This window comes from Pectobacterium zantedeschiae, assembly GCF_004137795.1.
Classification (GTDB): Bacteria; Pseudomonadota; Gammaproteobacteria; order Enterobacterales; family Enterobacteriaceae; genus Pectobacterium; species Pectobacterium zantedeschiae.
The window spans coordinates 1,245,628-1,258,180 of the sequence record NZ_NWTM01000001.1; the positions used below are offsets into that span (position 1 = coordinate 1,245,628).

General features: G+C 48.1%; 13 protein-coding genes and 1 riboswitch. Of the genes, 9 read left to right on the top strand and 4 right to left on the bottom strand.

Annotation, left to right across the window (positions count from 1 at the left end):
- Positions 1-11 precede the first annotated feature (11 nt).
- Positions 12-1,568 (bottom strand): TerC family protein, encoded by a 1,557-nt coding sequence (locus tag CLR69_RS05610; protein ID WP_129704782.1) that lies wholly within the window; start codon positions 1,566-1,568, stop codon positions 12-14.
- 567 nt (positions 1,569-2,135) lie between these two features.
- On the opposite strand from CLR69_RS05610, the gene manX reads away from it, so the two are divergent.
- The 5 genes from manX to mntP all read left to right on the top strand — a co-directional run bounded on the left by manX (position 2,136) and on the right by mntP (position 6,462).
- Positions 2,136-3,104 carry a PTS mannose transporter subunit IIAB gene (gene manX, locus CLR69_RS05615; RefSeq protein ID WP_129711297.1) on the top strand — a complete coding sequence of 323 codons (969 nt, stop codon included), beginning with the start codon at positions 2,136-2,138 and terminating at the stop codon, positions 3,102-3,104.
- A gap of 177 nt (positions 3,105-3,281) precedes the next feature.
- Positions 3,282-4,079: a PTS mannose/fructose/sorbose transporter subunit IIC gene (locus CLR69_RS05620; protein WP_039300201.1), complete on the top strand. Its 798-nt coding sequence runs from the start codon at positions 3,282-3,284 to the stop codon at positions 4,077-4,079.
- 14 nt (positions 4,080-4,093) lie between these two features.
- On the top strand, positions 4,094-4,936 hold the full coding sequence (locus CLR69_RS05625; RefSeq protein ID WP_014699846.1) for a PTS mannose transporter subunit IID: 843 nt from the start codon (positions 4,094-4,096) through the stop codon (positions 4,934-4,936).
- Between the two features lie 70 nt (positions 4,937-5,006).
- Entirely contained in the window at positions 5,007-5,465 is a 459-nt protein-coding gene (locus tag CLR69_RS05630) for a DUF986 family protein (RefSeq protein ID WP_129711298.1), read from the top strand.
- 197 nt (positions 5,466-5,662) lie between these two features.
- A riboswitch (yybP-ykoY riboswitch) is annotated at positions 5,663-5,881 on the top strand.
- Between the two features lie 8 nt (positions 5,882-5,889).
- Positions 5,890-6,462 carry a manganese efflux pump MntP gene (gene mntP, locus CLR69_RS05635; protein WP_129711299.1) on the top strand — a complete coding sequence of 191 codons (573 nt, stop codon included), beginning with the start codon at positions 5,890-5,892 and terminating at the stop codon, positions 6,460-6,462.
- Positions 6,463-6,654: 192 nt separating this feature from the next.
- Here mntP and rlmA read toward each other — a convergent pair whose 3' ends face one another.
- The 3 genes from rlmA to CLR69_RS05650 all read right to left on the bottom strand — a co-directional run bounded on the left by rlmA (position 6,655) and on the right by CLR69_RS05650 (position 7,981).
- On the bottom strand, positions 6,655-7,485 hold the full coding sequence (gene rlmA, locus CLR69_RS05640) for a 23S rRNA (guanine(745)-N(1))-methyltransferase (RefSeq protein ID WP_129711300.1): 831 nt from the start codon (positions 7,483-7,485) through the stop codon (positions 6,655-6,657).
- A gap of 128 nt (positions 7,486-7,613) precedes the next feature.
- On the bottom strand, positions 7,614-7,823 hold the full coding sequence (gene cspE / locus CLR69_RS05645) for a transcription antiterminator/RNA stability regulator CspE (RefSeq protein ID WP_005968829.1): 210 nt from the start codon (positions 7,821-7,823) through the stop codon (positions 7,614-7,616).
- A 41-nt stretch (positions 7,824-7,864) separates the two neighbouring features.
- Positions 7,865-7,981, bottom strand: coding sequence for a DUF2627 domain-containing protein (locus CLR69_RS05650; RefSeq protein WP_106389030.1), 117 nt, complete (start codon positions 7,979-7,981; stop codon positions 7,865-7,867).
- A gap of 948 nt (positions 7,982-8,929) precedes the next feature.
- On the opposite strand from CLR69_RS05650, the gene CLR69_RS05655 reads away from it, so the two are divergent.
- From CLR69_RS05655 to CLR69_RS05670, 4 genes are read left to right on the top strand one after another with little or no spacing between them, the layout of a single operon-like run.
- Positions 8,930-9,844, top strand: a complete 915-nt coding sequence (locus CLR69_RS05655; protein WP_129711301.1) for a metal ABC transporter substrate-binding protein — start codon at positions 8,930-8,932, stop codon at positions 9,842-9,844.
- A complete protein-coding gene (locus CLR69_RS05660) occupies positions 9,841-10,731 on the top strand; it encodes a manganese/iron ABC transporter ATP-binding protein (RefSeq protein ID WP_129711302.1) in 891 nt (296 codons plus the stop codon). The genes CLR69_RS05655 and CLR69_RS05660 overlap by 4 nt, the downstream gene beginning before the upstream one ends.
- Complete coding sequence (locus CLR69_RS05665) at positions 10,731-11,594, top strand: metal ABC transporter permease (RefSeq protein WP_129704768.1); 864 nt, start codon at positions 10,731-10,733, stop codon at positions 11,592-11,594. Before CLR69_RS05660 ends, CLR69_RS05665 begins: the two co-directional genes overlap by 1 nt.
- Positions 11,591-12,448, top strand: a complete 858-nt coding sequence (locus tag CLR69_RS05670) for a metal ABC transporter permease (RefSeq protein WP_129711303.1) — start codon at positions 11,591-11,593, stop codon at positions 12,446-12,448. The genes CLR69_RS05665 and CLR69_RS05670 overlap by 4 nt, the downstream gene beginning before the upstream one ends.
- The last annotated feature ends 105 nt before the right edge of the window (positions 12,449-12,553 follow it).

A 12,553-nucleotide genomic window follows, 5' to 3' on the forward strand; every position in this document is an offset into this window, starting at 1 on the left:
CGAAACGCTAATTACGCGTCTTCATCCTCTTCCCGATCGATGATACGTTCTACACGCACCAGTTCAATACGGTATTCGGAAACCTCAATGATATGGAAGCGCAGGTTGTACAACTCGATAATGGCACCGACTTTCGGGAACTCATCGCTATGCGCTAACAGCATCCCAGCCAGTGAAGCATAATCTTCCTTTGGATCAACCAGATCGCTGCTATCTACTACCTGTTGCAGAGCATGCAGATCCGTTCCACCTTTCACCAGCCAGCCTTCGCCGTCGGGGATGATATCCAACGTTTCGTCTTCATCCGGGAACTCACCTGCAATCGCTTCCAACACGTCCAGCGGCGTAACCAACCCTTGCACCACACCAAATTCGTTGGCGATGATAACCAGACTACCTTTTGCACGACGCAGAACGGGCAGCAGGTTTATCACATCCAGCGTTTCCGGCACCACGATTGGCGGGTTAGCTGCGGCAAAGCTTTCCACATCGGTCGGTGTTTCCAACGCCACCAGCAGATCCTTGGCGCGGACCACTCCGATAATCTCATCCAGAGAGCCACGACATATTGGGAACAGGCTATGAGGCGTATCCAGCAATTGCATACGGATCTGTTCGACAGAGCTGGCGCTATCCACCCAGGAGATTTCAGTACGCGGCGTCATCACGCTACGCAGCGAACGCGAGGCTAATGTCAGCACACCGCTGATCATATTGCGCTCTTCCTCAGCAAATTCCTCTGTCGTCAGTTTCTTCTGCGGTTCATCCGTATCCACATCGTCCGTGTTTTTCCGTGAGCCCATCAGACGCAGAATGGCCTCTGCGGTGCGTTCACGCAAAGGACGGTGCGACTGATGCTTCATAAAGTTATGACGGGCAATTTGGTTAAACAGTTCGATCAGAATGGAGAAGCCAATCGCTGCATAGAGGTAGCCCTTCGGAATGTGGAAGCCGAAACCTTCCGCCATCAGGCTCAGACCAATCATCAGCAAGAAGCTGAGGCACAGTACTACCACCGTTGGGTGCTCGTTGACGAAGTTGGTCAGCGGCTTAGAGGCAATCAGCATGACGCCCATCGCAATAATCACCGCCGTCATCATGACACCCAGGTGATCGACCATCCCCACCGCAGTAATCACGGCATCCAGAGAGAACACGGCATCCAGCACGACAATCTGCGCAACCACAGCCCAGAAGCTGGCATGAGCGCGATTGCCATTACCGTCGTGCGTTTTATTCTCTAGCCGTTCATGCAACTCCATCGTGGCTTTGAACAAGAGGAACATACCGCCAAATAGCAGAATCAGGTCTCGACCCGAGAAGCTAAAATCGCCAACGCTAAACAGTGGACGCGTCAGTGTGACCATCCAAGAAATCAAAGACAACAGGCCCAGACGCATGAATAACGCCAGGCTTAAACCGATAATGCGGGCTTTATCTCGCTGCTTGGGGGGTAATTTATCCGCCAAAATGGCGATAAACACCAAATTGTCGATACCCAGAACAATTTCAAGTACCACCAGCGTCAATAGGCCTGCCCAGATTGAAGGATCTAGCAAAAATTCCATGTCAGACTCCAGAAAATGAACGAGCAGATGACATCAATGCATGAACAGCATTGAATGGTAATAAAAAGAGTTGGTGTGAATCAGAGAGATTCTTAATGTGGTCTGAGTGACCAGCAGAGTACAGAAAACCGCCAGCATTAGCGGGGAAACAAAGAACGTTTTGTCGGTGACAGTCCATGGGAAGGGCTGATGCCCGGTGCTCCTAAGCAATTTAAGGGATGTTTACTCTAACAGGTTGTTACCATTTTTCACAAAGAATTTCTTAGACCTGCTTCGCATTGATAACGCGTTCAAATTTTCCTATTTCTCGCCCTTTTCGCCACCTGTTTAACTGGTCAGCATTAGAGCATCATCACACTATTTATTTTTTCGATAAGTAAAATAAATCTGTCAGTCACGATTTCTCGCCTGACAACCTGGAGGAACACAGTGAATGTCATGAATCCACGGTAAAATTTTTTCTTGCAGCCATACTAATACCGCGACGGTTAACATTCAGTAGCTCAGCGTTAACCCTGTTTCCTGACACATTGACTCTTTTTGATCGTGAACGTGAGGAGGTAGCAAGTGAGTATTGCCATAATGTTATGCACTCACGGCGCCACTGCGGGACCGCTGTTGAAGACAGCAGAAATGATCCTTGGCGAACAAAGTAATGTTGCCTGGATAGATTTCGTTCCTGGAGAAAACGCCGAAACACTGATAGAAAAATATCAGGAAAAACTCGCGCAGTTAGACACATCGCAAGGCGTGCTGTTTCTCGTTGATACCTGGGGCGGCAGCCCATTTAATGCCGCCAGCCGCCTCGTCACCGACAAAGAAAACCATGATGTTATTGCTGGCGTGAATATCCCCATGCTGGCAGAAACCTTTATGGCTCGGGATGATGACCCCTCCTTCTCCGCTCTGGTTTCTATCGCTCTGGAAGCTGGCAGAGATGGTGTAAAAGCACTGAAGCATCAGGAAAAACCCAAAGCAGTACCGCCTTCTCCTCCGCCGTCCCCAAAAGCCAACTCCGTCCCCATACCGGCTGGCCCCGGTGAACACATGAAAATTGGGTTGGCACGTATAGATGACCGGCTGATTCATGGCCAGGTTGCTACCCGTTGGACGAAAGAAACCAATGTTTCGCGCATTATTGTTGTCAGCGATGAAGTCGCTGCCGATCACGTGCGCAAAACGTTGTTGACTCAGGTTGCACCGCCGGGCGTTACCGCGCACGTGGTGGATGTGGCAAAAGCGGTTCGTGTTTATGACAACCCGAAATATGCCGCCGATCGCGTGATGTTACTGTTTACCAATCCAACGGACGTATTAACGCTGATCGAAAATGGCGTAAAAATTACGTCGGTCAATATTGGTGGTATGGCATTCAAACAGGGGAAAACTCAGGTGAATAATGCTGTCTCTATCGATGAGAAAGATATTGCGGCGTTTCGTGAATTAGATAAACGCGGTATTGAGTTGGAAGTTCGGAAAGTATCAACCGATTCCCGGATTAAAATGATGGATTTGATTAACAAAATGCCGCGTTAATACCTGTCGCGATGCGAAGATTATTAACGCTAACATCACCATCAATAATAGTTTTATAGACCTGACGATTTTCAAAATATGCATTTATGTCGATATTGAAAAACTTTATGTCGATATAGAAAATCAATGGGGATGGCGATTTATTTTTACTCAGACACATTTTATAGGAGAAGTACGATGGAGATTACCACACTTCAAATTGTGCTGATATTTCTCGTCGCATGTGTTTCGGGGATGGGTTCAATTCTCGATGAATTCCAGTTCCACCGTCCACTCGTCGCTTGTACGTTGATTGGCGCAGTATTAGGTGATTTAAAAACCGGGATCATTATTGGCGGTACGCTGGAAATGATCGCATTAGGCTGGATGAACATCGGTGCGGCAGTCGCACCGGATGCAGCGCTAGCTTCCATTATCTCAACCATTCTGGTTATTGCAGGTGGTCAGGGGATCGGTGCAGGGATTGCTCTGGCGATCCCGCTCGCGGCGGCCGGACAAGTATTAACCATTATTGTTCGTACCATCACGGTCGCCTTCCAGCATGCAGCGGACAGCGCGGCAGAGCGAGGTAACCTGACGGCCATCAGTTGGATTCACGTCTCCGCCCTGCTGCTTCAGGCGATGCGTATCGCGATTCCTGCGGTTATTGTCGCGGTCTCTGTCGGCACTGACGCCGTTCACGCTCTGCTGAACTCCATCCCGGATGTGGTCACCAACGGTCTGAATATCGCCGGTGGGATGATCGTCGTCGTGGGTTACGCGATGGTCATCAACATGATGCGTGCAGGCTATCTGATGCCTTTCTTCTACCTTGGCTTCGTTACCGCCGCGTTTACTGAGTTCAACCTGGTGGCTCTGGGCGTAATCGGTATTGTGATGGCGGTGCTGTATATCCAACTCAGCCCGAAATATAACAAGGTTCAAGGCCAGTCGGTTGCATCCGGCAATAACGGTCTTGATAACGAACTGGATTAACAGGAGTGAGAAAAATGGTCGAAAATACGAATGTCAAAAAACTCACTGACAGCGACATCCGCGCGGTGTTTATCCGTTCCAACTTATTTCAAGGCTCCTGGAACTTCGAACGTATGCAGGCACTCGGCTTCTGTTTTTCTATGGTGCCAGTGATTCGTCGCCTTTATCCTGAAAATTCGGAAGAGCGTAAACAAGCGATCAAGCGCCACCTGGAGTTCTTCAATACTCAACCTTTTGTTGCCGCTCCGGTACTCGGCGTAACCATGGCAATGGAAGAGCAACGTGCTAATGGCGCGCCCATTGATGACGCAGCAATAAACGGTCTGAAGGTCGGGCTGATGGGGCCATTGGCTGGCGTCGGCGACCCGATATTCTGGGGCACCGCCCGTCCGGTATTTGCCGCACTGGGTGCGGGGATTGCCATGAGCGGTAGCCTACTGGGGCCAGTCCTTTTCTTTGTCCTGTTTAACCTGGTTCGCCTACTGGTGCGTTACTATGGCGTCGCCTACGGTTACCGTAAAGGGATCGACATTGTCAGTGATATGGGCGGTGGTTTCCTGCAAAAAATGACCGAAGCGGCGTCAATCCTCGGCTTGTTTGTCATGGGGGCATTGGTTAATAAATGGACTCACGTCAACATTCCGATGGTGGTATCGACAGTGACGAACCAGAACGGGGAAACTACGGTAACCACCGTTCAATCTATCCTTGATCAGCTTATGCCGGGGCTCGTTCCTCTCCTACTGACGTTCGGTTGTATGTGGCTGTTACGGCGCAAGGTGAACGCGCTGTGGCTGATTATGGGCTTCTTTGCCATTGGTATCTTCGGATACTGGATCGGCCTGCTGGGCGTGTAATACCCAATAGCCGGGCGTAAATCGTCCGGCTTTTTTATTCACTGACACGCAACGGACAAAGGTAATACGGATGACGATGACGGATATCGCACTGGTGGTACTGATTGCTTTAGCACTGGCGTATGCCATCTATGACGAGTTCATCATGGATAAACTTAAAGGGAAAACACAACTGCTCGTTCCTCTAAAGCGGATGAACCGGCTTGACACGCTGATTTTCATCGGTTTAGTCGGTATTCTTATTTATCAGAATGTGATGAATAATGGTGCCATCATCACAACCTATTTATTGATTTCTCTGGCCTTCATGGCGTGCTACCTGGCCTATATTCGTCGACCTAAACTGGTTTTTAAATCAACCGGTTTCTTTTATGCAAATATATTCATTCCTTATACCAGAATTAAGAATATGAATTTATCCGAGGATGGAATATTAGTTATTGACCTTGAGAATCGTCGTTTATTGATACAGGTAACTCAACTCGATGATTTAGAAAAAATATATAAATTTATGATTGAGAATCAATGAGGTAATTTTTACATTCAAATTATTCAAAATACCCTCGAATATAGAAACCATGTTTTGATGGTATTTTAACCCCAATAACATTGACGTTATTTTATACGATCCCTCGCCACCACCAACCAAATGAAAATAATTATCAATTGCATTATTAACACCTAAAACTTTTAGTGTTGTTTGCAGCATAAATAATATGGTAAGGTTGCGCCGTCATTGGGGAGTAGCCGATTTCTGATTAGTAATTATTCATGTAACTTGTCAGAAATGCTCGTATCAACATACTCGTTCTATATCCATATTATCGGGGTATAAACGTGGTGCGGGCGGCCAAGCGTGATTGGCAGGCGAGACCATAGACACGTAGCATCGTCGTAGGGTTGGAGATGATCTGCGTGTATATGGTTAATCGTCCAGCCGAGGCTATTTTATAATGAACATGTCAGCAACACTCATCCTAGCATTTGGTATGTCTATGGATGCCTTCGCCGCGTCAATCGGTAAAGGTGCCGTCCTGCATAACCCTCGTTTCCGTGATGCCATTCGTACAGGCCTCATTTTCGGTGTTATTGAAGCGATTACTCCTCTCATCGGCTGGGCATTTGGTTTCTTTGCCAGCCAATATATTATCAAATGGGATCACTGGGTTGCGTTTACGCTCTTATTGCTCCTGGGCGGACGTATGGTCGTTGAAGGACTTAAAGGTTCCTCAGACTGCCGCTGCGAACCCGTCAAAAATCATAGTCTGGCACTGTTAGTCTGCACGGCTATTGCCACCAGCCTGGATGCTATGGCGATTGGCGTTGGTTTGGCTTTCCTTCAGGTCAATATTCTCCACACTGCGATGGTTATTGGCTGCGCCACCATGATTATGGTTACGCTTGGGATGATGATCGGCCGCTATATCGGCCCGATTCTCGGTAAAAAAGCAGAGATTATAGGTGGGGTGGTTCTGATTGGTATCGGCTGTAATATCCTGTACGAACATCTCGGCTACGCCGCCTGATATACCGTCATACTTCACGTTGTTTGTGCGTTGGTTACCCTTAACGTAGGCCTAGCCCTGAAGGGCCGCAGCAAGCAGCGTTACAATGTCATCGTTGTTCAAAACGCACGCAACTCGAATTATTTAGGGTATAAAACACATCTACATCAACGGGCAGCCTGTTATCACGCTGCCCGTTTTTATTATTCCCTATCACCTACCAGCGTCGCTATCCACACGCTGATGCAGACGGATAATAAAATCCGTTTCACAACTAAACTGCGTAGTTGCCTGCAATCGTTCGCTGACGTCAGGTGTTGCCCGCCAGGCGAAAGGCGTCATTTGCAAGAGCGCAGCAGCCTCACTCCCGGATAACTGCATGGTATACGCGAGCGTGTGTAGGTCCATAACCTGGAAACCCGTGAGCACTTCATCTTTGCTTGGGTGCAATGACACCTCATCGTAGACTTCCGACTTCAACTGATAAAGATGTCGTGGACCCGGAGATACCGTCACCACCCAGCCGCCAATCTTAATAGTACGCTGCAACTCCGCGTCATTACATGGCGCATAAATTTTCACGACAGCATCAAGGGATTGGTCCTGAAAAGGCAATCGCTGACTGGAAGCAACACAGAATTCAACGTTGTCATACCGCTTCGCCGCACGTTGAATAGCGGCTTTGGAAACATCCAATCCGTATATCGTCATCGCCCTGCGCGATGTAAGGCGATGTGCAAACTCTGCGGTGTAATACCCTTCCCCACAGCCAATATCCAGCAACGCAGTGGCGTTATCCGCTACAATATTATCAATATGTTGTGCGATAACATCGCGTAGCGGTTGATAATGCCCGGCCTCCAAAAAGCTTCGCCGTGCTTGCATCATTTCCGCACTATCGCCGGGTTGTTTCGAACGCTTAAACTGTACCGGCAACAGGTTGACATACCCTTCCTTCGCACAGTCAAAACTATGTTTACCACACGTCCATTGCCGCGGGTGTCGCTCCAGAGGTAACTGGCATAGCGGACACTGATAACTCATCGGCACATTTTCCTCATTAAAAACGTCTTCATTGCATTACGAGTGTAGATAAAAGCATCACGGGTGCAGATAAAACGCAGACAACAAAAAACCCGCACCATGGCGGGTTTTGCAACAGAGCTGTAAAATTACAGCGCAGTGACGTTTACTGCAGAAGGACCTTTCTGGCCATCCTGAATTTCGAATTCTACGTTCTGGCCTTCAGCCAGAGTTTTGAAGCCATTGCCTTGAATTGCAGAGAAGTGTACGAATACATCTTTGCTGCCGTCAGCAGGAGTGATGAAACCAAAGCCTTTAGACTCGTTGAACCACTTAACCTGACCTTTAATCTTTGCCATTTCAAATATTTCCTTTAATTGTTTAAACCGCCAAAAAGGCGTTATACAGACAAACCAAAGTCGTTACTGCTTGAGGCACTAAGATAAAGATCGGCAGAGAAGCAACATGCAACGCTAAAGGTTGTACTTAAGTCTTCTTTACTGAAAATGCCATTCATATACAGAACTGTACCTCGTTTTACCCAGAAGCGTTATTACACACTCTGAATACGATGGCAAGGCCTTTTTTATCAGTCGTGGACGTGCCGCACAAATTCACATCGTCACTGATTCATTAATACACGATAATGCAGCCTACACCTATATTCACAAGCGCCTTCCGACACTGGGCAATAAACGGATGGCGGATCCTATTGTGTAAAAAAATACGCGATAATTGTCGCAATTCAAGCAAAAATACCGATGCAATCATAACAAAAAGCTATAATTGATGCTCATATATGAAGAGATATTGACCATTAACGAAAAGCGTGCCCGAAATCGGTCACGCTTATATCAATGTTTAAAATAGATTGTCATTTTTATGCTATCTATATCTTTTGCATTAATACATTACATAATAGAAATTATTTATGACCTAACCTTTCATTACACTGGGAATTAACTTGTTTGAACCAGTAGAACTAACAGTGCCACCAAAAAAGTCAATAAGACCAAACTTGCCAACTTCCAACGTCGTTCTGATTTTGTGCTCATATCACTCACAATCCTTTTGTATAAAATAGAGACATCTCTCACATTCTTTATGGTTTATCGGCAGCCGTCACAATTTTTTTAAGGTTACATCAGATTTTTCCCGTTTTTTGGCGTAAATTTCACCATGTGTATAGCTATGTATAGTTGCGCGACAGTTCAACACCGTTACCGTTAGACTTTCGTTGTAACCTTAAGTACGATTCATTAAATTAAAGCAACATTTCTGTTACCAAAGGGAGCATGATGCGTTCCTTACCTGCGCAAGCGCGTGCTACGGGCCTGCGAACAGTGATTCCTTGTGTCATGAGACACCCTCCAATATTAACCCCTCGCCCTTCTCTGCCTCTTGACTTAAATGATATTGATAATTATTCTCAAGTAACACTTTCACGGTTTGTAAGGATATCCGCATGATTGGTTTTCACGCCCGTTTGCCTACCCTGTTCCGTCGTCTTGCGCTGCCGTGCGCCTTACTGCTTTTAGCCAGTACACCCGCTCACGCGGCTGAAAAGCTTAAAGTCATCACTACCTTTACCATTATTCAAGATATCGCACAGAATATTGCAGGCGATGCAGCAACGGTCGAGTCCATCACTAAACCGGGCGCAGAGATTCATGACTATCAACCGACACCGCGTGATATTGTGAAGACGCAGTCTGCACAGCTGGTGCTGTGGAACGGTATGAATCTCGAACGCTGGTTTACGCGCTTTTTCGAGAACGTGAAAAATGTACCCGCTGTCGTGGTAACGGAAGGCATCACACCGCTTCCTATCCGTGAAGGTGCCTATAATGGCAACCCGAACCCGCATGCATGGATGTCCCCCTCCAATGCATTAATTTATATCGAAAATATTCGTAAAGGTCTGGTTCAAGCCGATCCCACCAATGCAGAGACGTACAACCGTAATGCGAAAGCCTATGCGGAAAAAATTAAGGCTCTCGACGCACCACTGCGTCAACGTCTCGCCCGCATCCCAGAACAGCAGCGTTGGTTAGTCACCAGTGAAGGCGCATTTAGCTATCTGGCGAAAGATTATCAATTCAACGAAGTTTACCTCTGGCCAATTAATGCCGATGAGCAAGGTTCGCCGCAACAGGTTCGCCGGGTGATCGATACCGTACGTGAAAAGGCAATCCCTGTGGTATTCAGTGAGAGCACTATTTCCGATAAACCAGCAAAACAGGTCAGTAAAGAGACGGGGGCGAAATATGGTGGCGTGCTGTATGTTGATTCGCTTTCTACAGAAAAAGGCCCCGTGCCGACCTATATTGATCTGTTACAAGTGACGGTGGAAACCATCGCTAAAGGATTTAATCAATGAGCAGTGATCGAGCAGTACAGTCATTAGAAGTCAATGATGTTTCGGTTACTTACAGCAACGGGCATCAGGCCATTCGTCACGCCTCATTTTCTCTGACTGGCGGTACGATTTGCGCCTTGGTTGGCGTAAACGGCAGCGGAAAATCAACGTTGTTCAAAAGCATCATGGGGTTGGTTAAACCAACTTTAGGGCAGGTACTGCTCAATCAGCAACCGATCTATCAGGCTCTGAAACAGAATCTGGTTGCCTATGTCCCCCAAACAGAAGACGTAGACTGGAATTTCCCCGTTCTGGTTTCCGACGTCGTCATGATGGGACGCTACGGGAGGATGAACTTCCTACGCATCCCCAGTAAACAAGATCGCGCGATTGTGGCGGAATCGCTGGAGCGTGTTGGCCTTTCGACGCTACAACATCGTCAGATCGGTGAACTGTCCGGCGGTCAGAAAAAGCGCGTTTTTCTGGCACGAGCGCTGGCTCAACAGGGCAGCGTTTTACTGCTGGATGAGCCTTTTACTGGCGTAGACGTCAAAACAGAGAATGCCATTATCGATTTGCTTCGCACCTTGCGCGATGAAGGGCATTTGATTCTGGTCGCAACGCATAACCTCGGAAGCGTGCCTGAATTTTGTGACAACGTAATTTTGGTCAATCGCACTGTTTTAGCCGCGGGACCGACGCACAGCACCTTTACCCAAAGCAATTTGGAGAAGACGTTCGGTGGCGTTCTGCGACACATCAATCTCGGGGGCTCTCATCTTCACGATGATGACGATGTTCGCTCGGTGACGGTGTTGACAGATGATGAACGTCCAGCCGTGTTCTATGGTTCGACCAAGAGCGATCCTCCAGCGTCACGCGTGATACCGGAGGAGAAACAGCCCTGATGATCGATATCCTGTTGCAGCCGTTCAGCTATAACTACATGGTCAAAGCAATCTGGGTCAGTGCGATAGTTGGCGGCGTGTGCGCCTTTCTTTCTGCCTACCTGATGTTGAAGGGGTGGTCGCTGATGGGAGATGCACTCTCCCACTCGGTCGTACCCGGCGTTGCAGGGGCCTATGCATTGGGCCTGCCCTACGCGGCTGGTGCGTTCTTTACCGGTATGCTCGCTGCTTTGGCAATGACCTTAATTCGTCACATTACTCGATTACGCGAAGATGCGATTATCGGCTTTATTTTCTCAACGTTTTTCGCTGTCGGTCTACTGATTATTTCGCTCAATCCGACCTCGGTTAACGTGCAGTCCATCATTTTTGGCAATATTTTAGGTATCGCCGACGAAGATGTCCTTCAGGTTGAAATCATTATCGGCGTGACATTCGTGATTCTCTGTCTGCTGTGGAAGGATCTGCTGGCCGTGTTCTTTGATGAGAACCACGCTCGTTCGATTGGCCTTTCCCCGCTGAAGCTGAAAATTCTGTTCTTTACGTTGTTGAGTGCCTGTACTGTCGCGGCGCTGCAAACCGTCGGAGCAATTTTGGTAATAGCGATGGTGATTACGCCGGGTGCCACGGCATACCTACTTACCGATCGCTTTGGTCGTTTGATTGTTATTTCTATTGCACTCGGCGCAATGACTAGCGCGGTCGGGGCCTATTTGAGCTTCTTCCTTGATGGTGCAACTGGCGGTGTGATTGTCACATTGCAAACCATCGTCTTCCTGTTGGCATTTGTCTTTGCGCCCAAACATGGATTACTAGCATCGCGCCGCCTGCGGTTACGCGATCAATCAGGAGATGCATTATGACGCTCATTAGCTGGCTAATTGATCCTCTGTCTTATCCATTCATGCAGCGTGCGCTACTGGCCGCCGTAGTAACAGGTACGGTTTGTGCGGTGCTCTCATGCTATCTAGTGCTGAAAGGCTGGTCGCTGATGGGCGATGCCATTTCTCATGCCGTATTGCCCGGTATCGTTGTCGCGTTCTTACTGGGGATCCCATTGGTAATCGGGGCTTTCGTTTCCGGTATTTTTTGCGCGGTAGCGACGGGGTACGTGAAAGAGCACAGCAGAGTCAAAGAAGATACCGTAATGGGGATCATCTTTTCCGGCATGTTTGCGCTGGGTCTCGTCATGTTTGCACGCATCGACACCGATCAGCATCTAAACCATATTCTGTTTGGTAACGTGCTGGGCATCACTCAGCAAGAGCTGACGCAAATATTGCTGATTGCTGGCGTGACGCTTGCCATTATCTTGTTAAAGCGTCGAGACTTCATGCTGTACTGCTTCGATCCCAATCATGCTCGCGTCATTGGCCTGCCCGTTAAGTTGCTGCACTACGGATTGCTAAGCCTACTGGCAATGACCATCGTCGCCTCTTTACAGGCCGTCGGCGTTATTTTAGTGATCGCGATGTTGATTGCGCCGGGTATTATTGCCTTCATGGTCTGCAAACGTTTCGAGCGCATGGTCCTTGTCGCCACACTGGTTTCCGTCACTTCCTGTATTGCAGGCACCATGATCAGTTTCTATATCGATGGCGCAACCGGCCCATGTATTGTCATCGTTCAGGCGCTGTTCTTCACGCTGGCGTTGATTTACCACCAGCTTAAACAGCGTCGTCAGGCAGCCTCTCAAATAATCACCGACGCGCTGTAATCCCCCCGCCTCGGCCTTTTAGCATGACGTAACCGGAAAACAGCCGTCGGTTACGTCATTAATGCGCTATTTCATTGCCTTATCTAACGGATTGAGCATCATCCT

What these genes read in the sequence shown, in the direction of transcription:
- CLR69_RS05650 (WP_106389030.1), bottom strand. Translation starts at nt 7,981, where the DNA reads ATGAATGGCATTTTCAGTAAAGAAGACTTAAGTACAACCTTTAGCGTT.
- CLR69_RS05625 (WP_014699846.1), top strand. Translation starts at nt 4,094, where the DNA reads ATGGTCGAAAATACGAATGTCAAAAAACTCACTGACAGCGACATCCGC.
- CLR69_RS05655 (WP_129711301.1), top strand. Translation starts at nt 8,930, where the DNA reads ATGATTGGTTTTCACGCCCGTTTGCCTACCCTGTTCCGTCGTCTTGCG.
- rlmA (WP_129711300.1), bottom strand. Translation starts at nt 7,485, where the DNA reads ATGAGTTATCAGTGTCCGCTATGCCAGTTACCTCTGGAGCGACACCCG.
- CLR69_RS05670 (WP_129711303.1), top strand. Translation starts at nt 11,591, where the DNA reads ATGACGCTCATTAGCTGGCTAATTGATCCTCTGTCTTATCCATTCATG.
- cspE (WP_005968829.1), bottom strand. Translation starts at nt 7,823, where the DNA reads ATGGCAAAGATTAAAGGTCAGGTTAAGTGGTTCAACGAGTCTAAAGGC.
- CLR69_RS05660 (WP_129711302.1), top strand. Translation starts at nt 9,841, where the DNA reads ATGAGCAGTGATCGAGCAGTACAGTCATTAGAAGTCAATGATGTTTCG.
- CLR69_RS05665 (WP_129704768.1), top strand. Translation starts at nt 10,731, where the DNA reads ATGATCGATATCCTGTTGCAGCCGTTCAGCTATAACTACATGGTCAAA.
- mntP (WP_129711299.1), top strand. Translation starts at nt 5,890, where the DNA reads ATGAACATGTCAGCAACACTCATCCTAGCATTTGGTATGTCTATGGAT.
- CLR69_RS05630 (WP_129711298.1), top strand. Translation starts at nt 5,007, where the DNA reads ATGACGATGACGGATATCGCACTGGTGGTACTGATTGCTTTAGCACTG.
- CLR69_RS05610 (WP_129704782.1), bottom strand. Translation starts at nt 1,568, where the DNA reads ATGGAATTTTTGCTAGATCCTTCAATCTGGGCAGGCCTATTGACGCTG.
- CLR69_RS05620 (WP_039300201.1), top strand. Translation starts at nt 3,282, where the DNA reads ATGGAGATTACCACACTTCAAATTGTGCTGATATTTCTCGTCGCATGT.